The following is a 26412-nucleotide window of genomic DNA, read 5'->3' on the forward strand; positions in this document are numbered from 1 at the left end:
CAAATGAGGGCTAAGACAAAATATCATGCACCACCTTACCCGCCACGTCGGTAAGCCTGAATTTCCTTCCCAAGTGCTTATAAATCAACCGCTCATGATCAAGCCCCAGTTGGTGCAGTACGGTAGCCTGGAAGTCATGCACGTGAACCGGTTTTTGGGTGATGTTGTAGCCGAATTCATCTGTTTCCCCATACACGATCCCGGGTTTTACCCCTCCCCCTGCCATCCAAATACTGAAGCAGCGTGGATGATGGTCCCGGCCATAATTGTCTTTGGTGAGTTTTCCCTGTGAATAGTTGGTTCTGCCAAACTCTCCTCCCCATATCACCAGAGTCTCTTCCATAAGGCCTCTTTGCTTGAGGTCCTTCACCAAGGCCGCTGAGGCCTGGTCCACATCCTTTGCCTGGATGGACATTTCTGAGGGGAGGTTGCCGTGCTGGTCCCATCCCTGGTGATAAAGCTGTACAAAGCGGACACCGTTTTCGGAAAGCTTTCTGGCCAACAGGCAATTGGCGGCAAAGGTCCCGGGCTTACGGCTGTCCTCTCCATACATGTCGAAGATCATATCCGGTTCTTTGGAAAGATCGGTGGCTTCCGGCACGGCGGTCTGCATGCGGTAGGCCATTTCATATTGGGCCACCTTTGCCTGGATTTCCGGATCGCCCAGCTTTTCATAGGAATGCTGATTGAGTTCAGCCAGCCGGTCCAGCATTTTCCTCCTCTCCTCCCTGCTCATCCCTTCCTGATTGCTGAGATAAAGCACCGGGTCTTCCCCGCTGCTAAATTGGACCCCTTGATGTACGGATTCCAAAAAGCCGTTGCTCCACAATTTGGAATAAACCCCCTGACCGTTGCCTTTCCCTTTCGACAGCAGCACGGTAAAGGCTGGCAAATTGCTGTTTTCGCTGCCCAGCCCATAACTCAACCAGGCACCCATACTGGGCCTGTTGCCCTGCTGCGCTCCTGTCTGAAAAAAAGTCAGGGCTGGGTCATGGTTGATGGCCTCTGTGTGCATGGATTTGATGATGCATATATCATCGACTATTTTGGCGGTATGGGGGAAAAGTTCGCTTACCCAGGCCCTGGCCTGCCCGTATTGCTGGAAATCATAAATAGAACCCACCAAAGGAAAGGAGGTCTGGCTGGCCGTCATCCCCGTAAGCCTTTGTCCCTGTCTGATGGATTCCGGCAGCTCCTCCCCCCACATCTCCCTTAATTTCGGTTTGTAATCGAAAGATTCCAATTGAGAGGGGGCACCGTTCTGAAAAAGGTAAATGACCCGCTTTGCTTTAGGGGCAAAATGCGGCACGCCGGTCAGCTCCTCCGCGCTCATCCCACTGCCGGCACCCCGGAAAAGGTCCGGTATAAGTAACGATCCCAAAGCCACACTGCCCAAACCGATACTAAGTTTGGACAGAAAATGGCGGCGGTTTACCTGAAGCCCATGTGTGAATATCTCCTTCTCCATCTTATGATTTCGTTATTGCCTCTTCCATATTGTATATCGTCTGCACCAACAGCATCATGGCTGCCTGGGCTGGTTCCGGAACATCAGACGCCAAAGGGTACTCCCCAACTTTTATAAGTTTTTTGGCCCGGTCATGGTCATCCTTCAGACTTTGCTGCTGCTCCCTGTAATATCCTTCCAATATCTCCAATTCCTTTTCATCCGCTCTTCGCCCTATGATCAATTGAAAAGCTTTGTGAATTTTCTCCAATTCAGTGGAAGATTCTTTTAGCAGTTTTGCCGCCAAAACCCTGGAAGCTTCCAATACCGTGGGGTCATTCATCATCACCAACGCCTGCAACGGTGTGTTCGTTTTTGTCCTTTCTACTTCACATTCATCCCGGTTGCTGGCGTCAAAGAGGATCATGGAGGGTGGCGGAACAGTCCGCTTGATAAAGGTATACAAACCTCTTCGATAAAGTGCTCCACCCGTATCCTGCTTGTAACTGGACAGATTGCCTCTCCCCGAGGTAGCGGCTTCCCAAAGGCCTTCAGGTTGGTAAGGTTTTACACTTGGTCCTCCAATCTCAGGAACCAATAACCCGCTGCTGGCCATGACCATATCCCTGATCTCCTCTGCGGATAGTCTGTTACGGGGAAAACGGGCCAATAAACGATTATCCGGATCTTTGGCCCTTTTTTTATCGTCCACCACGGAAGACTGTCGGTAGGCAGACGATGTGACAATCTTTCTGATCAGATGATGGATATCCCAGCCATTTTCCATAAAATCCACGGCCAGCCAGTCCAGAAGTTCTGGATGAGTGGGCAGCTCCCCCTGCATTCCAAAGTCACCGGTGGTCCCTACCAGGCCTTTTCCAAAAAACTCCTGCCAGATGCGGTTGACAAATACCCTGGCCGTTAACGGGTTCCTTTGGTCAAAAAGCCATCGGGCCAAGCCCAGCCTGTTTTTCGGGAAATCGTCTGGAAAAGGAAGAATGGTTTCAGGCGTGCCATGGAAAACCTCCTCTCTATGTGCTTCGTAGTCCCCTCTCTCCAATAAGAACGTTTTTCGCAAAGTATCCAAATCGCCCATAATGGATACTTTCAATGCCGCCGCTTCAGACGCCAGGGCATGGAAATTATCCCCCTTGTCCACCTCTCCCATAATGGCCTTCACCCTGCTGGCCGAATCCGGCATGTTCACAAAAGAGAGGATTCCTTCCACATCCTCATTGGTAATCTCCATTAAGGGGAATTTTGCCGGGCTTTTCTTGGAAAACCCCGGTCTGGATTCTTCAATACCGTATTCCGCCACATTGTTGAAAAACGCATATAACTGAAAATATTCCTTCTGGGAGATAGGGTCATATTTGTGGTCATGACATTGAGCACACTCCATGGTGATGCCCAACAAAGCCTTGCCAAGGGTATTGGTCCGGTCCACCACATACATCACCCGGTATTCTTCATCGATGGCCCCGGACTCCTCCGTGATTTTATGGTTTCTGTTGAACCCCGTAGCCAGCAATTGTTCTTTGGTGGGATTCGGCAACAAGTCCCCTGCAAGCTGCCAGGTGACGAATTCATCGTAAGCCATATTCTGATTAAACGCATGGATCACCCAGTCTCGCCACGGCCATTGGGTCCGGAAATAATCGTCCTGGTAGCCATGGGAGTCGGCATAACGGGCCACGTCCATCCAGTGAACAGCCATTTTCTCCCCATAACTTTTTTGGGACAGCAGATGGTCGATAAGCCGCTCCTCCGCGTCAACATCGTCATTAGCTAAAAACTTCTCCATCAGTTCCAAACCCGGTGGCAAACCTGTCAGATCAAAACTCAGTCGTCTTAGCAACATTTCCTTACCGGCCAGGGGATTTGGCTTCAACCCGGCTTTTTCCTGAGCTGCCAAAATAAAATAATCCAGTTCGTTAGAGGGCCATTCCTTGTTTTTTATATCAGGCAAAGGTGTTTTTTCCGGAGGGACGAAAGCCCAATGCGGCTCGTAAACGGCTCCCTGCCGGATCCACTTTTCGATCATACGGATTTCTCTGTCGCTGAGCTGAAGGTTAGATTCAGGAGGAGGCATGACTTCCAGTGGATCCTTTGAAGCAATCCTTCGGTAAGCTTCGGAAACCTTGGGTTTTCCCGGCATGATGGCATGGGCGCCTGGGTTTTCCTTCAAAGCCGCATAGGCGTCCTCAGCCAAGTCCAGCCTTAGGCCGGCCTCCCTTTTGTTGGCATCGGGACCGTGACAGGTAAAACAGTTCTCAGAAAGAATGGGACGGACATGCAGGTTGTAACCCACCTCGTCCGGGACCGGGGATTCCCTATGCGGAGCATCCACCCCTCCGCAGGCAAACAAAACGGCCAAAAACAGTAACCAAAAGAAAGAAAGGCGAGATGACATCAATGAAACACCCAATTTGGTTCAACCTTCAATTTAATCATTTTGTATTATATTCCCAGCCAATTTCGACAAGCGCTTGTCTCACACATGAGCCGTTTGTTATCAGGGAGTGAGGGTTTAGGACCTAGGGCCACCCGTTTCATTTCCCCCAGTGCTTGTCCGCAAATTCCAGGTACTGTTTCCAATCATAGCGGGTGAGTCCATGTCCGCCGCTTCGTACGTGGTAACCGATGGTCCCCATCACCGGTTGGTCCACGGCGGGCATTTCGGATACCGGCATGCCTTCTTTACCAAACAACCCATACACAGGACTGGCTTCCAGCCCGCCCAGGAACTCCCCTTTCGGATCTGCCCAGGTATCTTCCACTCCGCTGGCTATGTATACCGGCCGGGGTGCCATCAGGGCAATTAACTGATGCTGATCCACCAGAAGTTCATTTTCCCTATCATTGTAGGATTTAAACCTGTCTGCAAACCAATGGGGAAAAGCGGTATTGATCCGGCCCACTGTCTCCCCGAATTTTCTCCTGGACAAAGCCGCACCTCCACATCCGGAATTATTGGAGATCACCATAGCAAACCGCTCATCCAGAGCACCTGCCCATAATGCTGCTTTTCCCAGACGGCTATGTCCCAAAACCGCAACTTTCTTCTTGTCCACACCGGCGTGGGTTTCCAAATAATCCATCATCCGGGACAATCCCCAGGCCCATCCGGCAATGCTGCCCCAGGAACTGCTGTCCCTTTGCTGCGGATACAATGCATGAACGCCGTTTTTAAACCCATCGTCAAAATCGGGGTCCAGTTCACCGTAATACAGGGTAGCCACCCCATAGCCCCTGCCGATGATCTCCTCTACCGGCCAGGCGTCCTTTCGCAGTCCTCTGCCTTTTTCCGATGCCCTGTTATTTTCAGAATGATAGGTTTCGTTGTTTCTGATCCAGGCCCCGGTCACCAAGATGTCCTTGTCGTCTGTAACCGTGTGGTTGCCATAAAAATTCAAACCTAAAAATACGGGGGACGCTTTGGCAGATTTCGGCAAATAGAGCAGGACAAACATATCCAAACTCCTACCCTCCCTGGACAATGTCAATTTGAGTTCCTGTCGTATGGCTGTACCGCCAATGGCAGATTCATTTTTGGAAATCTCCCGCACCTCCATTTTGCCGTCCCATACAGGGCTGATGCCATACACTTCCCTTTGAAAATATTCGAAAATCTCCTTTTTCCGTTTTTCCCAATCCGAGGTGCTTTTTATGACACTCCCATCCGTCCGCTGTAAGGGGTCGGGTAATGCATACGGCGGAATTTTGGATTCGTCATAATTGGGAACAAAGTCCCCTTGCGCATGCCCACTGGACAGAAGGAAAAGAAAAACCGGAACAAGCCACGTGGTTTTCAATAAATTTCTCATTTGGTTCTAAAGTTGGAATGAATATTAACATGAACCGTTTTCAGGATCACTGAAAATATCAGGCTATCCTCCTCTTTTTGCTTAAACTATTCATACTCAAACACTAGCCACATTATTTACAGAAAGATTCCATTTTATTTTTTCTACTGCAAATCATATACGGTATTTTTGCCAAAAAATCACATAAATGGTTGTATTCAGGTATATATACAGTGCCTATTCATTGCTAATGTTCAGTTTGCTGATGGTGATTTTCAGTCCCTTCATTCTGATTCCGCTTTTCGTCTCTCCAAGAGGAAGCAAGACCGCTTTTTTTTTCGTCAGATTATGGGACAATTTTTGGTCTTTCATGGTGGGAATAAGGTACAGGATTCACGGAAAGGAACACATTGACCGCCTTCAGCCCTACATATATATTTTCAATCACCGGTCCTACCTGGATGCGCCGGTGATCCCGATGGCCATCCCACAGGATATCCGTGCATTGGGCAAGAAGGAGTTGGCCAAAATCCCCGTGTTTGGATTGCTTGTCTCCCGCCTGGCTGTTTGGGTGGACCGAAAGGACCCGAAGTCCAGGGAAAAAAGCATCGGTCAACTTAAAAACTTCCTGCATAAAGGACATTCTATCATCGTGGCGCCGGAAGGTACCCGGAATGATACCGGGTATGCGCTGCTCCCGTTTTACACGGGCGCGTTCAGGCTTGCTGTTGAAACGCAGGTTCCTATAATCCCGATGGCGGTCATCGGTGCTGACAAGTTGCTTCCCAAGGGAACATTGCTGATGAGGCCGGGTACCATCCATATTTACTTTTCATCACCTATCTATCCGGATAAGGCAGAAAATACGCTGGCAGTGGAAACCCTGAAGGAAAAATGTTTCAACCGCCTTGAAGCCATGATCCTGACCCATGAGTGAAAGCCCGATAAATTAATGCCCGTATGAAAGACCGGACCCAAAAGGAGTTTCACCGCTCCCTTGACATCATTGACAAGGAACTCGAAAAACACATTCCCGGAATACTGGAGGGTCTATGGGAGCTTGGGAGTATGCCCGAATATATGATCGATCTGATGGACACCCACATAAAATCCAATTTTTTTACGGTGACGGATTTTGGCTGTGGAAAAGGCGCCGTTCTTATCCAGCTTGCAGAAAAGTTTGATTTTGAGGGATTGGGAATCGATATGGTACCGGAATTCATCGCTTCTGCAAAAAAATATGCAAGAGAACACGATGTAGATCATTCCCTTGAATTTATGTGTGGCAACTTTGTGTCCATCCTGCCCACGATCAAAAATCAGGACCTGGTCATTTACGGTTATGAATCAGATATCTTGGGCGATTTGAAAACAACGCTTCATCAATTGCGCACTTGTGTAAAGGATAACGGTTATATGATGATCGAATACATTTTTTTGGATAATTCCCAAAAAGGGAAAATCGATGGTTTAACAGAAAAGGAACTGCTTCGGGTAATAAAAGAAAGTAATTGTAAACTCATAGGCAGAAGGGATTGGGACAGGGAAAGGGTAAAGGGGGTTAACCGGAGCAACAATGCCCTTATTCGGCAAAATGTAGCATCGCTCATTGAAAAGTATCCCGAAAATGCTAACCTGTTTGAAAACTATTTCCGAAACCAGCTGGAGGAGTGTGATGCGCTGGAAAATTTTTTCACCTGTACAACAATGTTATTGAGAAAGACATTATAGTACTTTTGTATTTCGTCTGCCCAGCTCCAAGCCACAGCCTGTCCGTTAACTGATCCGTCCCCGAACACGAGTTGTTCGAAACCGTACACAATACCGCCACGACTTCCCTGAAAAAAATTCTTCACAAAAATTTATGTATTTTTTTATTTCACTCCGGTGTAAGGCCCCGCTTCCTTTAGTAAAAGTCATTTTACACGCTTTTCACCCGAAACTTGTCCGAATGGGGCGCAATCGCCTGTCCAAGTGTTTCATTTGCGGACACATCACTTTGTTTTATAGCTGTGCCAAAATATTATTCACCAAATACAATTTTATGTTCAATGTGTCAGAATAAAAAATGTAAATACATAAAAATACCTCCACAAAATTCCTGGCCTCTTTTTGGCAATTGGTTTTTCAGACAACAATTAATTCAAACATAAACTCAACCACATCATGAAAACCTTATTCACTGTTTTATTTGCTTCTGTCCTCTTCTCATTTGCCAGTGCCAGCCCCATCAACAAGGAACTTCAGGAAAGCACTTCTGTAAAATCAGAAAACCAAAAAATACACGTAACGTTCACCGCCCCTATGGAAAAGGTAGCCGTCCGCATCAAAGACAAAAATGGGAAAACTTTGGCCCGGAAAACCTATAAAACCAAAGAACCGGTAACCATTCCATATGACCTGTCACTGCTTCCTGAGAGCGTATATACCGTGGAAGTGAGCAATGGCGAAGAAAAAGCGACGTATACCGTCGAAAACAAAAAGGCCCCTGCCCTGCCACTGATGGCCTATGGAAAAAAGAAATCAGACAATGTGGTTTCCCTGTTGGTGGTAGGTCTGACCAAGCCGGGTACTGAAGTAGCGTTTTATGACGAATCCGGTACCAAAATAAAAACCGATTATGTCAGGCAATCGGAGGGGTTCAGACGGGACTATCGCTTCCAAAACCTTAGAAATGAACTGTCCCATATGGTGGTGACTGACGCTCAAGGCAGGGTTAAGACCATCCAATTGGCCGACTGAGCCATACAGGAGTTAGATATTCATTCTCTGGGCTGGCTATATTCGCCAGCCCTGTTTCATTTTTTTCAACGGGTTCCGTCAATAACTAAGCTTCTTAAAGAGTATCTTTTTGGTCATTTCCCCTGCCCAGGCATAAACAATAGCAATAGACAGCATGGTCACCAAAACTTCGAGGGGAATAGCCGTGAAACCCAATGAAGTTGAAAAAGGCATATACGGAATGACCAAGACAGTAATAATTACCAAAATAGCAGACCAAAATAGAAACTTACCCATCTTGCTTTTAAAGAACAGTCTCCTTGTTCGGATGACAAATAAAATCAGCAGTTCGGTAATTACGGACTCAATAAACCATCCTGTACGGAAGATTTCCGGGCTTGCTCGAAACACAAATACCAATACTGCAAAAGTAAGAAAATCAAACACCGAACTCTGAAAACCGAAAACCATCATGAATTTCCGGAGAAAACCTATATCCCAACGCCTGGGCTTTTCTAGCAACTCTTCATCCACCCTGTCGGCAGCAATGCTTAAAGCCGGGATATCTGTCAAGAAATTGGTCAGCAATATCTGAGAAGGCAAAAGCGGGAGAAAGGGTAACCAAATGGATGCTCCTGCCATGCTGAACATGTTGCCGAAATTGGCGCTTAAGGTTATAAATATATATTTAAGGGTATTTTGATAGGTCTTTCTCCCTTCCATTATACCGTCTTTCAACACATCGAGTTCCTTTTCCAACAAAATAAGGTCCGCCGCTTCCTTGGCCACGTCTACGGCATTGTTGACAGAAACCCCCACATCCGCCGCCCTTAAGGCAGTGGCGTCATTGATCCCATCCCCCACATAACCGACTATGTGCCCCCTCTTCTGAAGTGCCCTTACTATTCTTTCTTTTTGGGAAGGTTCGGTTTCGGCAAAAATATCCATTTTATCCACCTTCGCGACGATGGCTTCATCGCTGAGTGAATGAAGCTCCTTTCCCGAAATGATTTTTTTTGGGGAGATCCCGATTTGAACAGCAATGTTCTTGGCAATCAATGTATTGTCGCCGGTAATAATCTTCAGTTGGACATTTTTGTCTTTTAGACCCCCGATCACTTCACGGATGTCAGCCTTAAGGGGATCGTGCAAAAGCACATATCCCAAAAAGACCATCCCGACCTCATCATCCTTGGTAATAAGCGGATCCCCGGTCACATCTTTGTAGCAAATACCGATAGTGCGAAACCCCTCTGCGCTGAATTTTTTAAAATCCTGATTGATTTTATCATGGAATTGCGCTATCTCTACCAGTCTTCCATCATCCATCAGGGCTTTGTCAGACACTTCAATTATATTTTTTAAGGCCCCTTTTGTAATCATGATGTTACCTTCCCCCTCCTTTGTTACCACTATGCTCAGCCGTTTGCGGATAAAATCAAAGGGTATTTCGTCAACCTTTTGGTAACCGGAAATATCTGTGACTGCCTGTTCCCGCAAGGCAACATCCATGGGATTGGGATATCCTGTCTCATACCAGGCGTTGAGGAAGGCGAATTTCCGGATAAGGGTATTTTCCTGCCCGGATATGGAAACATAGGAATGTACTTTTACTTCCCCCTCGCTAAGTGTTCCCGTCTTGTCAGAACACAATACGTCCATTGCACCCAGGTTCTGGATGGCAGAGAGCTTTTTTACTATGACATTTTTTTTGGCCATTCTCTTGGCACCACTGGAAAGGGTAATTGTCAAAACTGCGGGCAACATTTCAGGGGTGAGTCCCAAGGACAAGGCCAGTGCGAACAAAATGCTCGTCAAAGCATCTTTACCTGTCCAAATATTGATAAATACGATGATTCCGGCAATCAGCAATGCCATTCTCATCAACATATATCCAAAACGGTTGATGCCTTTTTCAAAGGCGGTTTCCTCCATATTTACCCTCAACCCAGCTTCGATTTCCCCCATAAAGGTGTCCGCACCGGTAAATACCGCTACAGCTGTAGCTGTTCCGCTGATCACATGTGTCCCTTTGAAAACCGAATTCTGCCGGTTGATAAGGGGGGAATCCGCGGGGATCTTTCCTGCTCTTTTTTCGGAGGGAAACGACTCACCTGTCAATACAGCCTCATTGACAAAAAAATCCTTCAGTTCAAGAATCAAGGCATCGGCAGGAATAATGTTCCCTGCCTCCAGAAGCAGGATATCCCCCACCACCACTTCTTGCATCGGCACTGCCATTATCTCGTTCTCCCGCTTAACCCGGGACTTTGACACCAACAAAGCCTTAAGTTTTTCAGCAGCACGGGTGGCTTTCCTCTCTTGATAAAAGCCCAGCATGCCGGACATAAACAGCATGCTGAAAATGATGGCGGATTCGGTATATTCTTCGAGAAAAAGTGCAAAAACCAAAGCGAACAAAAGCAGCAACGTCAATGGGTTTTTGAATTGTGAGGCAAAAAGGAAAATTTCCCTTATGAGCGCTGATCTCATCGGAGAAACGGGTTTTGGTTTGCGCATCGCCACATCCGAAAGCGACAGCCCGGAAGATGATGTATCCAGCCGAAGCATGACTTCTTCCGGGGTCATGGACCAAAAAGGAAAACCGGCCTTTGACTTATTTTTTTTCACAATTAATAGTTAAAATTAAAATGGCTATATGCCCGGGTTCTCTTCCCCCAAAATGCCATTCCTACTAAAGTAATTTACAAAAAATCCCCTCCGGTTTTTAATATCTACCCCATAATTTCCATATTTACGCTAGAAAAAGGAATCATGTTGGTTTAATTATTTAAATAGCAACAATCGGAATCGGATATATGGTGCCCCTTGAAAAACACGTAGAAACCCACACCAAAAAACTGCAAACCTTGTTGGACAACGCCGTCGAAAACCGTTCTGCCCACGGCGTAGTACTTTCCATATATCACGAACAAAAGGAAAAGTTTTCATGGACAGGGGCCTCCGGAGACCTATTACCCGACCAGCCTTATTTTCTGTCCAGTGTGGCCAAACTGCACATCACTGCCCTGATCATGAAATTAAGGGTAAGGGGCAAACTCCAACTCAGTGATAGCCTGTGCCGGCACATTCCCGAAAAGGAGATTAAGGGGCTGCACCGTTTGAAAGATCAGGATTATACCGATAAAATCACCTTATTGCATTTACTCAGCCATCGTTCCGGATTGCCTGATTATTTTGATTATCCTATTATGGGTGAATCTACCCTCAGGGAAGATTTAATTGCGGGAATTGACCGTTCCTGGACCTTCGGGCAAATGATAAATACCGTCAGCAAGATGGATTCCCTGTTCAAACCGGGGCAAAAAGGCAAAATCCATTATTCCGATACCAATTTCCAATTGTTGGTAAAAGTAATTGAAAACATCTGCGGGGAACCTGTCCTTAAGGTATTGGAGGAGTTCCATTTTGGGCCGCTGGGCCTTACAGAAACATACATTTACGGAGACATCAAAGACCGAACGCCAGCCGTCTTCTATCATCAGGACAAAAAACTGTTTATCCCTAAAGCCATGGCTTCTTTTGGAGCAGACGGGGGATTGGTAAGTACAGCCCCGGAAAACATGGCCTTTTTAAAGGCTTTTTTTCACGGGCATCTTTTTCCACAGGAATACTTAAGCGAAATGCAAAACTGGGTACATGTGAGCAAGAGCTTCTATTATGGGTGGGGCCTCAGCTTGTACAGAAAGCCGTGGTACACACCTCCTTTCGGACAGACTCCGGATATAATCGGTCACACAGGCATGACAGGATCCTTTGCGTTTTATATTCCTGAGAATAAATTGTTTCTTACAGGAACCGTGAACCAATTGGCGGAAAAATCCCTTCCCTACAAACTGGCTATGGACGTAGCAGGGATCTTGTCAGTCAACCATTAAACAGCCGCAGGGAAAGCCTCAATTTTCCAATCCAAGTTCATGATTGCTGATACATGTCCGCACTCTACCCTCAAACTTGACCATCCTGCTGACAATTTACAGATGTAAATCAATCGACAAAAACGATTATGGTTCTTATGGGTTTGGCTTCGGTCAACTTTCCCCCATTTTCAATTTCCCTTGGCGGATGATCTTCTTGCTCTCTGCCCCTTTGACGGGACCGAGGTTTTCATCCAACCAAATAATGGCTCCGGTAGGACACCGCTGTATCGGTACCTGGGTTTGGTGATCCCCACTGTAATCTATCACAGGAAGGTTGTCTTTCATTGTAATAAAGCCCCCCTTTGCGTCCATGGCGCACTTCCCGCAGGCGGTACAGCCTACTGCACATTCCGCCAGCACCGCATCTCCTGCATCCAGACTCTTGCAGGCTACCCATAGCCGGTGGCTTACGGGCTCAAGGGAAAAAAGATCCTTGGGACAAACCTCCACACAATCGCCGCAAGCAGTACATTTGTCCTCATCAACAACAGGCAGCCCAAACGCATTCATGCCGATCGCATCAAAATCGCAGACTGCTTCACAATCCCCATACCCCAAGCACCCCCATGAACAACCTTTTCCCCCTCCGGAAACAAGGGAGGCAGCCCTACAGCTTTCAAGGCCTCCATACTGGGCACGAACAATAGCGACATTGCTCCCACCCGCGCAGGCCAACCTGGCCACCCGCTTTTCCCCCGATCCGGCATCCACCCCAAGGTAACTGGCAATGGCATTTACGCCCTCTTTGCTACTCACAGTACATTTTCCGGGAAGTGTTTCTCCTTTGACCAGCCCCTCTGCAAACGGACGGCACCCCGGATAACCACATGCACCACAATTGGCATGGGGCAACATCCCTTCTACCTCGTCTATGCGGGGGTCCTCATAGACATAAAGCTTCTTGTTGGCCGTGATCAGCATCAATGCCAATAGAAGCGTCAATCCACCCAAAGCGAGCAATGCTATTAATATCGTCATGCTATTGTAGTATTAAAGGCGCATCCAACTTATGGATTATAATTATTCCAAGGCCACCGGGTGTCACGTTACAACTACCTTGATGCTTACCCCTATTCTCCGATAAGGGAAGGAATGAAGGGCGAGCGAAGGAGAAAGCCGCTCAATATATGACAGACCGTTGGTTATCGTCGGAATCAATAAATTACCTCTGCAAATTTTTTCCCGGCGACCAATTCCGCCTTCCTGTTTTCCCATTTCTCTTGTGACCCCATAATGTTGGCAAATGCTTTATCGAGGTTTTGCTTCACTTTTTCATATCCCGCGATATAGATATAAGTATGGGTCTGGGATAACATCTCCAGGATTTCATCCGCTCTTTCCTCAATGGCAGCATCCAGGGAGATGGGATCAGACCAATGTGGCCGGGGACTCAATGCGTGAAAGGCCTGGAAGGTTTTCTCATCATAATAATTGGTCAGGTCACCGTCTTTGTCGTTTAGGTACAAAAGCTCCAGTCCACTTTTTGCCCCGTAAAACAGAATGATTTTTCCCTTAAAATCCTTTTCATGACTGTAAATATGTTTGACAAAAGCCCTGAAAGGAGCAATCCCCGTTCCCATCCCTATCAAAATCAAATTGGCATTTTTGTCTTCCGGGACTTTAAATGGCAACTCAAAAGGGCCGGTGATGGTAATTTCATCCCCTACTTTCCGGTCACAGAGATAATTGGAGCTGACTCCGGGATACAATTCGCCGTTGAAATCATCCACGTACGTGCAGCGCTTCACGAGCATGGTAATCTGCGTTTTACCGTTCTTTTTGGCAGGAAGATCGGCCACACTGTACAGCCGGTGATGGAAGGTATTGCCGAATTCGCCGTCATGCCGCAACAAGACCCCAAAGGTTTGATCCACCTCACAATGAAAATCCGCACCGTTGACCTCCAGCAAAATCTCGCGTATCTCTTCTGCGTCGGGAGGGGTGAGGCGCTGTGTTTTCTTCACTTTCGCTTTATACTGATTTTTTGTACTATATTCTGATAAATAGGTCATGGCATTTAAATTTTGTATTGAAACTGTTTTATACCGGTTTTTCTTTCTTACAGACTTTGCCGCAACCACAGTTGCCGCAGCTTCTGCGCTCTGCCAAAACATCTTCATCAGAGATGTTTTCAGAGAAGGTTTTTTTCCAAAGTGATTGTACCAAAGCCCAGGAAAGCATCAACACCACTATCCCAACAATCCCTATCACATATGTCATTGTGGCTTCCATCGTGTTTTTTATGATCCCAAACCTGAAAATCCCATAAAAGTCAAAGACAGGATCCCCGCGATCAACAGGGTAATTGCAGTGCCCTTTGCTATTTTGGGAACATCCGCAAATTCCAGCTGTTCCCTTAAACCGGCGATAAGCACCAAAGCCAGCGTAAAACCGGCACCGGCACCTAAGGCATAGACCAAACTTTCCAATATGCCGTATCCTTTGCTCGTCTGGAACAACGCCAACCCCAGAATTGCACAGTTGGTGGTTATCAAAGGGAGAAATATCCCCAGTGTCCGAAACAATGCGGGACTCATTTTTTTGATAATCATTTCCACAAGCTGCACCGTGGAAGCGATGACCACAATGAAGCTGATCAACTGTAGGAAGGGAGCGTTGATCGCAACCAGCAGCGCATGGATACCATAGGCACAGACCGAACTGATCACCATCACAAAAGTCACGGCAGCGCCCATTTTGGAAGCGGTCTCCATTTTACCGGAAACACCCAAAAAGGGGCAGATACCCAGGAAATAGGCCAGTACAAAATTGTTGATCAGGCTGGCATTGATAAAGATGTACCACAACGATTCCGTTTTCATGCTTTCTCCTGCTTTAGTTTGAAATAATTGAAATGGAGCAGCCATAATGCCAAGGTGAAAAAACCGCCCGCCGGTAAAATCATGATGATCCATTCCTGGAATGATTCAGGGAAAACCGCAAAACCGAAAAGGGTCCCGTTTCCCAATATTTCTCTGACCGCACCCAAGCAAAACAGTGCGAAGATGAAGCCTGTGCCCATTCCCAAGGCATCCATAGCAGATTTCTCCATGGTATTTTTTGAGGCAAAGGCCTCCGCCCGGCTAAGGATCAGACAATTCACCACAATCAATGAAATAAAAGCACCGAGGTTTTTATGCAAATCCACACTGATGGCTTGGATAGCGTAATCCACGATGGTGACGAAAGTGGCAATAATCAAAATGTATGAAGCAATCCGTACCTGTTTGGGGATAAAATGGCGGAGGGAAGACACCAGCACATTGGACATCAGCAGGACAAAGGCAGTTGCAAGGCCCATCGCAAGCGCGTTCATGGCTGTATTCGATACCGCCAGAACCGGACACATCCCCAATACCTGTACAAAAACAGGATTATCACGCCATAGCCCTTTCATAAATTCATCCGTGGAGCCTAGGGCTGCTTTTGGTTCTTTCTTTTTGGCTATTTCAGGAGTCATTTGGGCAAGGGTTTGTGGTGGGGTTTAAAATTATCCTGCTGCTGATAGATTGTGGGAATCAGTCTTGCGGAGCTTTCTCCTATGATATTGCCTATGGTCCTTGAGGAAATGGTGGCACCGGTTATCCCTTCCACTTCCCAAGGCTTTGTTTTGGCACCGGATTTTACCGGAATTACAGGGTTCACCATGCGGCTGAAATCATCAGACAAAGACACGTCCAGGGCATCAAAGTTGGCTAGGAAATTGGCATCCTTTTCTATTTTGTCCCCCAACCCCGGCGTCTCTTTGCTTTCAAGCACATAAAAGCCAATAATGGTTTGGGTGAAAGGGTCATAGCCATACAGAATCCGGATGATATCCGCATAACCCTGTCCGCTTGCCTCAACCCCTATTCCGGTAAGCGCTCCCTGCTCATCGAAGCCGGCATACACTAAAGTTTTGCTTCTGTCTTTTCCATCCGAAGGGGTGAAAATACCCTCTCCGCCCAATTCATAAATTGTCATCCTTGTGGTCCCGGGCAAAACTTCAAAAATGGCTGCTTCCAAAGCTTCAGCTTTGAGTGTTTCTATCCTTCCACGTGTTCCCTCATAAGTCATTACAATCAGCAAAGCGCACAACACCCCTATACCAACCATGGCCTTGAGCATCTTACCACTCCCTTCAATCCCTGTTGTACCAGGGGCTATGGTCTTATGTGCGTTCATTTTTTTTATTTTTAGTACCGTATACCCTTGGCTTGATCATATTGTCAATATGAGGAGACAGGGCATTTCCTAATAAGATCGCGTACATGACGCCTTCGGGCAGCCCTCCCCATATGCGGATAGTGACTACCAGTAAGCCAATGAAAACCCCATACACAACCACCCCCCTAGGGGTAATAGGTGAGCCAACCATGTCGGTAGCCATGAATACAGCTCCCAGCATCAATCCGCCTGACAGGAGCATAAATACAGGTGATGGGTAGGCCTGGTTGTCGAAAAGATAAAGAACACCACTGAACAGAAAAACTGTGGAAAGTATGGATACCGGAATGCGCCAGTTCATCATTTTTCTGGCGACCAGATATATCCCGCCCAACGCGATCAGAAGGCCGCTGGTTTCTCCAATGGAACCACTGACCAGTCCCAAGGCCAGTTCTGTAGAATCTGTAACTACCTGGTCAAATTTGAAAGCAGAAAGCGGCGTAGCTCCTGAAATGCCATCCACTACCGGTTTTGCGAAGGGAAATGTCAACAGGGACCCGGAAAGGCTGGAGAACCTTCCTTCCAGGAAGGCGGGATGCCAGGTGGTAATGGCCACAGGAAACGCTGCCTGGAGAAAAGCCCTTCCCACCAATGCGGGGTTAAATACATTCATCCCCAGACCCCCAAAAACGAATTTCCCCAATGAAATGGCCAACACCCCGCCAAGGAATGTCATCCAAAGGGGAAATACAGGAGGCAATGTCAATCCCAACAACAGCCCGGTAATGACCGCAGACCAATCAGAAACCGTGCTTTCCTGTTTGGACAATTTACACAGCAAATGTTCTGTAAACACACTGCTTATGATGGCTGTGATGATGACAAACAAGGCATTGATTCCAAAAGAAAAGACTGAAAAAAGCGCTACCGGCACCAATGTCCAGACGACATGCCTCATGATCATATCCGTTTTTATCCCCTTGCTGATATGTGGAGAAGTACTGATATGTAGGGTCTTGCTAAACATTGCTGATTGCTTTTTTGGAATTACTGCGTTTTCGGATGATTTCTTTGGACAGGCGGAAATATTGAACCAGAGGAATATTTGAGGGGCAGACATACGAGCAGGAACCACACTCGAAACAATCCATCAAATGGTAATCATCTACCATGGTGTCGTATGCTCCCGCTTTTGCCAAAATGCCGAGTTTGGAAGGGTTCAGAAAAATAGCACAGGCATCCACACAGGCCCCACACCGGATACATGGGTATACTTTATCCGTTTGTTTGACATTTTCCTCTCCAAAAGCTACAACCCCCGAGGTGCCTTTGACAATGGAAATATCCAGGCTTGAGACAGCCATTCCCATCATGGGCCCTCCCATGTATACTTCGCTGAGCTTGTCAGCGGCCCCAGCCTGTTCCAGCACATAACGCAAGGGCGTACCAATCGGAACAAGATAATTCCCCTTTTTCCTGATCGCAGGACCTGTGATGGTTATCACCCGTTCCTGAATACCACGTCCATGTGGAAGCAATCTCCCGATCTCCGCGGTGGTAGCCACGTTGACGACCACAGCATTGACATCTATGGGCAGTCCCCCTGATGGGACTTCTTTTCCCAGCAATGAGGTAATCAGCATTTTCTCAGCCCCTTGAGGATACTTGACGGGAACCACTTTTATGATCACGGGAAGTCTTTCGGGAATTTGGGTAGCCAGATAGTCAGCCGCATCCTGCTTATTTGCCTCTATCCCAATGATAACCTGCTGGGCCCCGGTAGCTTTGAGCAAATACCGGATCCCCATCATGATATCCCCCGCCTGCTCCAGCATCACCCGGTGGTCCGTAGTGAGGTAGGGTTCACATTCAACACCATTGATGATCAGGTGTTCGCAGGTTTTACCATCCGGGATTTTCAGTTTGACATGCGTGGGAAAAGCCGCCCCTCCCAACCCCACGATACCGGCATCCTGGATACCTTTTAGGATCCGGTCCGGACCCGCGGTTTCGAGGTCAACGGGAATCCCTTCGATCACCTCCTGACCGGAAGAAGGAAAAGGTTCCAGGTATATACCTAAGGACATTTTCCCGGAAATCAGCCTCACACTGGTTATTTTTCGGATTGTACCCGTGACAGGGGAATGCAAAGGAACTGACATATAGCCATTGGCCTTCGCCAAAATTTGTCCCCTCAGCACTTCCTGACCCTCCCTCACGACGATGTCCGAAGGTTTTCCCAAATGTTGCGACACAGGCAATATGAACATGGGGGCAAAAGGAAACTGCCGAATGGGAAGCCCATTGGTTTCCTCCTTGTGTTCGGGAGGATGGATTCCGTGTTTGAAACTATGGGTGTTAAAAGTCAGCACGGTATCAATTGAATTTTTCGGCCCTTTTGATCCATTTGTCCACATCCTTCATATCCTTCTCTCTGGGAAGGCCTGGATGGATAACACCGGCCGTGCATTTTTCAGCGGCTTTGACCAAATCCATATAGCTCCCCCCGTCTGCATTTTTGATATAAGCCTTTTTATCTTCATTGTAGGTGAAAATATCAGGATTGATTTTGATACATTCATCACAGGAAGTACAGTGTTCCGTTTCTACCCAAGGAGCCATAAAAGCACCGGTGTCCTTTGGAACCTGGGTTTCGGGCTCATCTGCTTTTTCATCTTCCATCGCCAGATCTATTATGCCTGCACCTTCATCCCCGGCCAACTTCATCAAGCCCCGTGCTATCCGGCTGACCACTTCAGCCCTTACTTTACTTTCGACATCCTCTACGGGCCCGGTTTTCTCTGAGGAAACCCCTGCTATGGCTTTTAACATGAGCCAGAAGTCGCGGCGCTCCTCGCATGACTCCACCATGGTTTTGGCCACCATGACCCTGCTGAGCGTTTGTTTTCTGTCCACCGCCCAAATGAAGGGGAACTTGCCTTCCCTTTCTGCTTCATTCATCTCTAAAAAGTCAGAAAGCACCACCATATTCTCATTCCAGGTGTCCATTGGGGCTTTTCGAAAATGTTTTCTGAATCTGGCTTCTGTTAGCGCGAAGTCCGCAAAAGTCATGGCCACTTCCATGGATTTTTTCCGCCCATTTTCCATGTATTTCAGTTCATACTTGGGCCATATTTGATTCAAGGCAGGGTTTCCTTCCAGGTTAAAGGCTTCCTGAGGAGTAAGCCCTTTATCCGGATTGTAGCGGAAAATAGGATAAGCCCTTGATTCCATGGCGAGTTTTGCCTGATGCGCCCCCATATCGTCAGCAACACCATGTTCGGGTTGACAGGTGGTATACAGGTTGAACAGTGCCGGCCGTTTGGTCATCAGACCTTCTATGAACCCCTCAATCATCTGGCTGGTATTGGCCATTGTGGCCTGAAGCACATAAGTGTTTCTGTGGGCCATGGCAATTAACCCTATTTCTTTTCTTGGCTCGGGTTTGCCCTTCCAAACCTTTCCGTATTGGGCCATATCGGAAACCTGACCTATGAAGCCGGAAGTACAGGCTTGGCCGCCTGTGTTGGAATACACTTGCGTATCTACTACGACTACCTTTATGGGTTTGCCGGAAGCCATCATCCTGGATAAATTCTGGAAACCGATGTCATACATGGCACCATCCCCACCCAGGGCAACAACAGGGGGACATAATTTCCATTCTTCATCTGTAAACTGGCCCCAGTTGAAATAAGTAAAAAAATCCTTTTGCTCTTTTGAATTATAACTTCCCTTCAGTTCCAACTCTGCTTTGCGGATCAGTTTAAACCCGTCAGCCATTTTGGCCATGTGGCCCTCAAATATGCCCATAGCCATCGAAGTGCTGTCCTGAAACAAATGGTTGGCCCACGGAAACGGATAAGGATTATAAGGATAAGTACTTCCCCATACCGAGGTACATCCGGTGGAATTCGTCATACCCATATTGGACCTGCCTTTCCCAGTGGTCCCTGAGGTATATTTCCATAATAATTTTTTCAAGCCACCAAGCACTTGGGTCATTTCAGCGAGCCATTCAGGGTCAATTGGCTCCGTTCCGTTTACTGATTCCATCCTGCTGGCGATACCCGAGACGGTAAGATCGCTACCCTTGAATTCCGAAACAATTCTGGACATCATTTCTGGGTCTGCTACTTTCAGGTTTTTCATCAATTGCAGTTGGATGTGCTTCTCCAGTTTATCCATGAGTTCCCGAAGATAGGCAACATGTTTTTCCACCCTGGGCAACATCAGGGAATCCACGGTGGCCATAAAAAGGTGAACCACTGTTTTTTCAGAACAGCCCAGACAAGCTCCGTCCCCGCTGGCAAAACTCAGGTAGGCGTTCTTATCAAGCAGCATGGTTTCCAAGGGACCTATCCGTTCTTCCAGGTCGGCAATGCGGTTGAATTTTTTAGGGGTATTGGGCAAATCCTTCCAAAAGCTCCATTCTTCGCGGAGTCGGCTCACCGACTCCTCGGTTTGCTTGACGATCCGGAGCGCATCATCGTCGCAGACTGCCACGCATTCCATGCAGCCCTTGCAGGTATTGGGATTGACAGTGATGCTGAATAAGCCCCCGCTGTTGGGCTGCTTTTTCTCATGGAGTTCGTAATAGGGCCGGGTAAGTGCAAACTGGAAATCACCCAGTTCGTCCTTGAACCATCCCAACTCAGTAACCAATAGGGGATTGTTTTTCTCTCTGCCGATCACCTCATCTATGGCTTCCTTGATCAGAAGGTTCACAGTGATGCCATCACGGGGTCCGTTGAACAAGGCCCTGATCGCCGGCTCAATTTGTTTGATGGTTTTGGGGAGGTATTCCAGCTTTTCGTGCTTTTTCTTCACCCTTTTCAGAACAGCGTCGAGCACATCTGACAATTCACTGACCAACCCTGGTATCGCCGTATCCGGACAAACGGTATAGCAGTCGCCACAGGCTGTACAGTTATTGGGTACCCACTCCGGATGCTCAAACCGTATTCCAGTCATGTCCCTGAAAAGGGAAGAAGCAGCAGGGATGACGCTCAGCCCAATAAATGGATCCGTTAAATTGTCGTTTCCTTTGCCAGTTTGGTAGAAACTGCCGGTTTGCTCCCAAAACCTGTGAATATCACTGAGGCTGGATTTGCTTACCGGCGTCTCCTTGAGCATGGTGGGGATGGGAACCACTTCCCGACCATTGGTCTTTTCTCCGTTTTCTCCTATAACTTTGTTTTTGATCTCGAATACTTCATCAAATCCCCGTTTGACCACGCGCATGTTATCATCCACTACGCGTTGGCCCTTGCTTCCGAATTTATGCTGCAACTGCCCTTCAATGGCTTTCAGCAGTGTAACATCCGTCAATCCTGCCTTTTGCATCAAAGGAGACGCGGCGAAAAAAGCCCCCTGGAATGCGATGCCCTGCATCCTGAGTTGCAGTTCGGGGTCCGAAGCTTCCTCACGGGCAATTTTAAAGCCATCCACATAATAGACCCTGATGTCATTGCTTAAAATAAGTTTCTGATAATGCCTTGGTATATCTTCCCAGACTTCATCCGCGGTTTTCCTCTCACTTTGTATGATAAAGGTCCCGCCCTTTTTTAATCCCGCCAATGCATTGGTATGCTTGAATACGTTAGGGTCAGGTGAAAGCACCACATCCACAAAATAATATTCACAATTGATGGTAATTGGTTCAGAAGCTGCCGCCAAATAGTAGGTGGTTGGCTGTCCTTTCTTTTCTGAACCGTATTTTGGATTGGCCTTGATGTCATACCCCAACAATTCGAAAAGGGTCATCGCGAGGTTTTTTCCGGTCGTGATTGCCCCCCATCCCCCAATGGAATGGAAGCGGACCGTGATGGCATCCTTGGGCATGAGGTTGGGGTTTTCCGACCCATGAATGGCAAGTTCTTTCACGTGCGGATAAGCCTCGTGAATATTTTCCTGATGTGCCCTTTGTTTTGGGGTAAAGGGATGCTCCCTTATAAAATCTATGGACAGGTAAAACCTCTTTTTGTGTTTGCCATCAGGAAGCATGTTTTCAATCGCTCCGATGATGCCTTCCGGCTGCAGATCACGGCTTCCCATCCCAAATGAGCCGGCATAAAGGGCCGGCATTTCGTTGGCATTGTAGGAAGGCAGGTCCGGGTAAGGGATATTTTTTTGGTTGTTTCCGTTTTCAATGCATTTGGTGAGCACTGCCCGCACTTCCCTCATAATCGGGGAGTCTTCCGCCAAAGGCTGATCCAATCTCTCGAGTATGGTTACTCCCCTTTTTCCTTTTAGTATTTTCCCCAGAATATCCGCTGGGAATGGGCGAAACATCACCAAATCGACTACTCCTACTTTTATACCTCTGGTTTTTCTCAGATAGTCCACTACCGCTTCGGCACTGCTTACCACGCTTCCCTGACCCAGGATAAGGTAATCCGCGTCCCCTGTCTTATAGGTCATGACCCTCGCGTACCTTCTACCGGTAAGTTGGTAATATTCCTCAAAAGCCTGGTCTGTCAATTGCCGGATATGATCAAAAAAGAAAGGGCGCTGTGCGGCCACGCTCTGCATGTAGGAATCCTGATTTTGTACGATCCCTGCCATCATTGGATTGTCTACATCCCATATTTCCGGTATGCGCCGGCGCGTTTCGCCATAAATCATCCTTTGAGCAGGTGTAGGAGTAGGGATGATGTCATCCGGACGGCCCAGGAATTCTTTGATCAGTTCCCGCTCAGGCAATAAAAGGGATTCGATCAGGTGGGTGGTTAAAAATCCATCCTGGGCTATGACCCCGGGGTTTAAAGCGAGTTCCGCGACACGGTGTGCGATGATATTGAGATCAGCCACATGCTGGGCATTTTTCGCAAAAAGCTGGAAAAAACCTGTGTCGTCGATGGCGTGATAATCATCATGTCCGGCGTGGACGTTGAGGGTCGATTTGGTCATGGCCCTTGCCCCGATATTGAGGACATAGGTCAGTCTCTTCCCAACAGCCGCATAAAGGGACTCATGCATATAGGCTATACCCTGCCCGGAGGAAAAGTTGGCCGAGCGCAGACCTGTCATGGACAAACCCGCCGTAACCGCAGCCGCGGCATGCTCTCCTTCAGGCTCTATAAAAATAAGGGGCCTATCCGAAATGTTCAGATGGCCTTTAGCTGCTTCTTCCGCCCAATATTCGCCCATTTGGGTCGACGGGGTAATGGGATAGGCACCGGCTGCATCGGAAGATTCCCTTTCGCACATAATGGCAACAGAATTACCATCCATTGCTACCCTTATCCCGGGATATTTGAAATTGTTTTCTTTGTTTTCCATAGCATTCAAGTAGTATCAAAATAGTGGAATAAAAGGGCATTGTGCGCTAAAAATCAGGCTAAAGGAAACCGCTACCACAGTAGGCAAATCATTGCCGTTCAATGCTTAAAATTCCATGTGTCTATTACATCGCATTTACTAAAGCCCTGGTCTTTTCGGCCAGCATCATAAATTCTCTCGCCGTATCCATGTTCATCCAGACATCTTCGGGATTCTTCTGGTGAGTAAGGGGAGCCAGGTCCAACTTTTTGAATTCAGGGTCAACCTCCCGGCATTGGCGCAAGAGATCTTCTATGGATAAAGAAGTTTGATTCTTTAAAATATTCTTCATTAAAAATCCGGCCAGGTATTTTGAAATTGCTTTATAGGAATTGCTACAGACCATGTAGTGCACAACGTCTTCCTCGGGTCGGCAAAGCTCCTCTTTAGCTAGATCAAATAATTCCTCTGCTTCATCCAGTGTTTTTTGCGGTTTAATATCTTTCATGACGGAGATCATCTTGGGGGTTGAATAAACTTTGTTGACCAAGTTATTTACAGATAATTTTAATACATATGATGGAAGTCAATATTTAGTTATGATTTACGTCAAGCTTAATTGCCAAGGGTCAATTCAATTTTAAATTCAGCATTCCGCAAGAACAAAGACCATATTTTGTCTGAGCCAAACCAATCCATGACGACCAACTATGGCCACTCACTTTGATAAAAATACATAAATTTTGGCCCAAGGCCCTGAAACTCTCGACAGTTCGCTGGCTGCAAAAACCCTTTTTAGCCTCATTTTTACGCCTCTATTTCGATCTGTCAGGACCGCCTGAATCTTTCTGCACTAGGTTCAAAGGCTGTGTCGTTCTAGAATATTTTTTGTAGATGTAAGGGCTATGTCAGGGTTCCTGACCTGTATTGATTTGGGCGTTGTGCCCTTAAATAGGTGATTTCCGGGGTAAGGATTCATCGGTAAGCATCACCCACAGGGGTAATTTGAAGGAAACCAAGCCCCTGTTACCCGCATTTAAACTCCCTTCATAAAAATTAAGGCCCAAGAAAAAATATACCTCTGCCAGTAAATGATAAAATCAATAAAACAATGCTTAAACATTTATTTATCAGACTAAATATTAGGTATATGAAGATTTACCTTCTGACCTTCTGATATCCTGCACAGGTATTGATTAACGGGGATCCCCCTATCTCAATAAAGGGCAATATACCATAGATGCCTATAACATATTGCCCTTTAATTTAAAGTACTCTATCCGAAACGATTATATCATCTTACCTCGCATCCGTCACTCCTCTAAAATAGCCTACTGACTCTGCAATCCCAGCCATGGGGTCTTTCATGTCTTTTTCATACTCGAGGCTGCATACCCCTGAATATTTCACTTTCCGGAGCATATCCACAAATGAAGGGATATCGATCACTCCCCTACCCAGTTCGCAGGTTTTTCCGTCGGCAGTGGCTGCAGTCACATTTTTCAGATGAATGTCAAAAATCCGATCTTTATACCTTTTAAGGTCTTTTATCGGGTCATGACCGTCCCGCATGTTGTGCCCCATATCAAAACACAACCCTATTCGGGAATCCAGATGCTTTACCAAATCCACAATGACTGTGGCATTGGGATAGAGCTTGTCTTCAGGTCCGTGGTTATGGATGGCATAGCGGATGTTGTATTCTTTTACTTTCCCGTCCAGGTACTGTAGGTCTTCTTTTTGGGGTATTCCTACGATCATGTTCACTCCCACCCGTTTGGCATATTCAAATGCGTTGTCAATCTCTTCCCTGGTTTTGGTATATATAGGCCCTACCGCGTACCCTTTGATGCCGGAAGCCTTTAATTGGTTGTGAAATGCTTCAATCTGCGCTGCACTGCTGTCAAAGGGAAGATGAAAATCTTTGATACACAAATAATTTACATCTACCTTTTCTATCATTTTCAATGCTTCCTCGAGATTGAAATGCACAAAGGTATATCCTGCAAACCCCAACTTCAGGTCTTCCGCTTTGGGACTATCCATCACGGAGGCGAGCGTTTTTGTACTTCCTAACATGGACCCTGCTGCCACACCCAACACACCTTTTTTTACAAATTGCCTACGGCTGTTCATATTTGACATTAGAATATTCAGTTTGTTTTGAGTTAATGTTCTTTTGAAAAATGGCTTCTGTTTTGAAAACATTGCCCATGCAATATAAAAGGAAGTCGTAAAAGTGGGGTGGTATTTGATAAAAAATTATGGTTTATTTACATGTTAAGAACAATGTTGATTTGATAGGTAACCTAAATAATTATAGCATGAGACCCTACATACTCGCAGAGACCAACTGGAAAGCCCTCAGAGATGAAAACATAGAACTGGCCGTGTTGCCCTGGGGAGCCACGGAGGCACATAACTACCACCTTCCTTATGGGACCGACATTTATGAGGCAGATGCTATTGCCGCCGGAGCCGCCAAAATTGCCTGGGAAGAGGGGGCCAGGGTGATCGTATTGCCCACCGTACCCTTTGGTGTCAATACCGGTCAAGCTGACATTTTTCTGGACATGAACCTGAACCCGAGTACCCAGTTGGCCATCGTCAGAGATCTGGCAACCGTACTTCACCGGCAGGGGATTTCCAAGCTGCTGATTCTTAACAGTCATGGGGGAAATGACTTTAAAACCATCTTAAGGGAATTAGGCCTTGAATTTCCCGATATGTTTTTCAGTTCCTGTAACTGGTTCCAATCCATGGACAAAAGCCAGTATTTCGAACACGGGGGAGACCATGCGGATGAAATGGAAACCAGCCTGATCATGTACCTTCATCCGGATTTGGTACTGCCCTTGGAAGAAGCCGGCGAGGGAAAAGAGAAAAAATCAAAGGTAAAAGCCATACAGGAAGGATGGGCCTGGGCAGAGAGAAAATGGTCTATGGTAACTGAAGACACCGGAATAGGCAACCCGAAGGCTTCCACAGCAGAAAAAGGCGAAAGATTCTATCAGGATGTCACCAAGAAAATGGCTCATCTTTTTCTGGACCTGGCTCAACTTGACATAACTGACAGGTATGAATAACA

The 26412-nt window shown here is 47.0% G+C and carries 20 protein-coding genes; 5 read left to right on the forward strand and 15 right to left on the reverse strand.

Features of this window, described 5'->3' with window-relative positions:
* Positions 1 to 10: 10 nt before the first annotated feature.
* The 3 genes from ACFPFU_RS04400 to ACFPFU_RS04410 form a co-directional block, all read right to left on the reverse strand.
* Positions 11 to 1468, reverse strand: a complete 1458-nt coding sequence (locus ACFPFU_RS04400) for a DUF1501 domain-containing protein (RefSeq protein ID WP_377061906.1) — start codon at positions 1466 to 1468, stop codon at positions 11 to 13.
* A gap of 1 nt (position 1469) precedes the next feature.
* Entirely contained in the window at positions 1470 to 3860 is a 2391-nt protein-coding gene (locus tag ACFPFU_RS04405; RefSeq protein ID WP_377061908.1) for a PSD1 and planctomycete cytochrome C domain-containing protein, read from the reverse strand.
* Positions 3861 to 3999: 139 nt separating this feature from the next.
* The gene (locus ACFPFU_RS04410; protein ID WP_377061909.1) at positions 4000 to 5274 is read right to left on the reverse strand and encodes an alpha/beta hydrolase family protein; all 1275 of its coding nucleotides are present in this window, start codon (positions 5272 to 5274) and stop codon (positions 4000 to 4002) included.
* Positions 5275 to 5461: 187 nt separating this feature from the next.
* Between ACFPFU_RS04410 and ACFPFU_RS04415 the strand changes: the two genes are divergently transcribed.
* From ACFPFU_RS04415 to ACFPFU_RS04425, 3 genes are all read left to right on the forward strand, one after another.
* Complete coding sequence (locus ACFPFU_RS04415) at positions 5462 to 6190, forward strand: lysophospholipid acyltransferase family protein (RefSeq protein WP_377061911.1); 729 nt, start codon at positions 5462 to 5464, stop codon at positions 6188 to 6190.
* A gap of 23 nt (positions 6191 to 6213) precedes the next feature.
* Positions 6214 to 6984 carry a class I SAM-dependent methyltransferase gene (locus ACFPFU_RS04420; protein ID WP_377061913.1) on the forward strand — a complete coding sequence of 257 codons (771 nt, stop codon included), beginning with the start codon at positions 6214 to 6216 and terminating at the stop codon, positions 6982 to 6984.
* A gap of 435 nt (positions 6985 to 7419) precedes the next feature.
* Positions 7420 to 7995: a DUF3244 domain-containing protein gene (locus tag ACFPFU_RS04425; protein WP_377061915.1), complete on the forward strand. Its 576-nt coding sequence runs from the start codon at positions 7420 to 7422 to the stop codon at positions 7993 to 7995.
* A gap of 78 nt (positions 7996 to 8073) precedes the next feature.
* Here the strand turns inward: ACFPFU_RS04425 and mgtA are convergent, their stop codons facing one another.
* A complete protein-coding gene (gene mgtA, locus ACFPFU_RS04430) occupies positions 8074 to 10605 on the reverse strand; it encodes a magnesium-translocating P-type ATPase (protein WP_377061917.1) in 2532 nt (843 codons plus the stop codon).
* A 188-nt stretch (positions 10606 to 10793) separates the two neighbouring features.
* Between mgtA and ACFPFU_RS04435 the strand changes: the two genes are divergently transcribed.
* The gene (locus ACFPFU_RS04435; protein WP_377061919.1) at positions 10794 to 11873 is read left to right on the forward strand and encodes a serine hydrolase domain-containing protein; all 1080 of its coding nucleotides are present in this window, start codon (positions 10794 to 10796) and stop codon (positions 11871 to 11873) included.
* 153 nt (positions 11874 to 12026) lie between these two features.
* On the opposite strand, the gene ACFPFU_RS04440 is transcribed toward ACFPFU_RS04435, so the two are convergent.
* From ACFPFU_RS04440 to ACFPFU_RS04490, 11 genes are all read right to left on the reverse strand, one after another.
* Complete coding sequence (locus ACFPFU_RS04440; RefSeq protein ID WP_377061921.1) at positions 12027 to 12893, reverse strand: RnfABCDGE type electron transport complex subunit B; 867 nt, start codon at positions 12891 to 12893, stop codon at positions 12027 to 12029.
* 176 nt (positions 12894 to 13069) lie between these two features.
* The gene (locus ACFPFU_RS04445) at positions 13070 to 13927 is read right to left on the reverse strand and encodes a ferredoxin reductase domain-containing protein (protein ID WP_377061923.1); all 858 of its coding nucleotides are present in this window, start codon (positions 13925 to 13927) and stop codon (positions 13070 to 13072) included.
* Positions 13928 to 13955: 28 nt separating this feature from the next.
* The gene (locus ACFPFU_RS04450; protein WP_377061925.1) at positions 13956 to 14147 is read right to left on the reverse strand and encodes a hypothetical protein; all 192 of its coding nucleotides are present in this window, start codon (positions 14145 to 14147) and stop codon (positions 13956 to 13958) included.
* Positions 14148 to 14155: 8 nt separating this feature from the next.
* A complete protein-coding gene (locus ACFPFU_RS04455; protein WP_377061926.1) occupies positions 14156 to 14737 on the reverse strand; it encodes an electron transport complex protein RnfA in 582 nt (193 codons plus the stop codon).
* Positions 14734 to 15375 carry an electron transport complex subunit RsxE gene (gene rsxE, locus ACFPFU_RS04460; protein WP_377061928.1) on the reverse strand — a complete coding sequence of 214 codons (642 nt, stop codon included), beginning with the start codon at positions 15373 to 15375 and terminating at the stop codon, positions 14734 to 14736. Before rsxE ends, ACFPFU_RS04455 begins: the two co-directional genes overlap by 4 nt.
* On the reverse strand, positions 15372 to 16079 hold the full coding sequence (locus ACFPFU_RS04465; protein ID WP_377061930.1) for an FMN-binding protein: 708 nt from the start codon (positions 16077 to 16079) through the stop codon (positions 15372 to 15374). Before ACFPFU_RS04465 ends, rsxE begins: the two co-directional genes overlap by 4 nt.
* Positions 16066 to 17088, reverse strand: coding sequence for an RnfABCDGE type electron transport complex subunit D (locus tag ACFPFU_RS04470; protein ID WP_377061932.1), 1023 nt, complete (start codon positions 17086 to 17088; stop codon positions 16066 to 16068). The genes ACFPFU_RS04465 and ACFPFU_RS04470 overlap by 14 nt, the downstream gene beginning before the upstream one ends.
* Positions 17081 to 18433: an electron transport complex subunit RsxC gene (rsxC, locus tag ACFPFU_RS04475; RefSeq protein WP_377061934.1), complete on the reverse strand. Its 1353-nt coding sequence runs from the start codon at positions 18431 to 18433 to the stop codon at positions 17081 to 17083. Before rsxC ends, ACFPFU_RS04470 begins: the two co-directional genes overlap by 8 nt.
* A gap of 4 nt (positions 18434 to 18437) precedes the next feature.
* A complete protein-coding gene (locus ACFPFU_RS04480) occupies positions 18438 to 23345 on the reverse strand; it encodes a 2-oxoacid:acceptor oxidoreductase family protein (protein ID WP_377061936.1) in 4908 nt (1635 codons plus the stop codon).
* 124 nt (positions 23346 to 23469) lie between these two features.
* Positions 23470 to 23832 carry a hypothetical protein gene (locus ACFPFU_RS04485; protein ID WP_377061938.1) on the reverse strand — a complete coding sequence of 121 codons (363 nt, stop codon included), beginning with the start codon at positions 23830 to 23832 and terminating at the stop codon, positions 23470 to 23472.
* A gap of 791 nt (positions 23833 to 24623) precedes the next feature.
* Positions 24624 to 25460, reverse strand: a complete 837-nt coding sequence (locus ACFPFU_RS04490; RefSeq protein WP_377061940.1) for a sugar phosphate isomerase/epimerase family protein — start codon at positions 25458 to 25460, stop codon at positions 24624 to 24626.
* A gap of 188 nt (positions 25461 to 25648) precedes the next feature.
* Between ACFPFU_RS04490 and ACFPFU_RS04495 the strand changes: the two genes are divergently transcribed.
* Positions 25649 to 26410, forward strand: a complete 762-nt coding sequence (locus ACFPFU_RS04495) for a creatininase family protein (protein WP_377061942.1) — start codon at positions 25649 to 25651, stop codon at positions 26408 to 26410.
* Positions 26411 to 26412: the final 2 nt, after the last annotated feature.

The sequence above is a fragment of the Negadavirga shengliensis genome (assembly GCF_042652345.1).
In the GTDB taxonomy this organism is placed as follows: Bacteria; Bacteroidota; Bacteroidia; order Cytophagales; family Cyclobacteriaceae; genus Negadavirga; species Negadavirga shengliensis.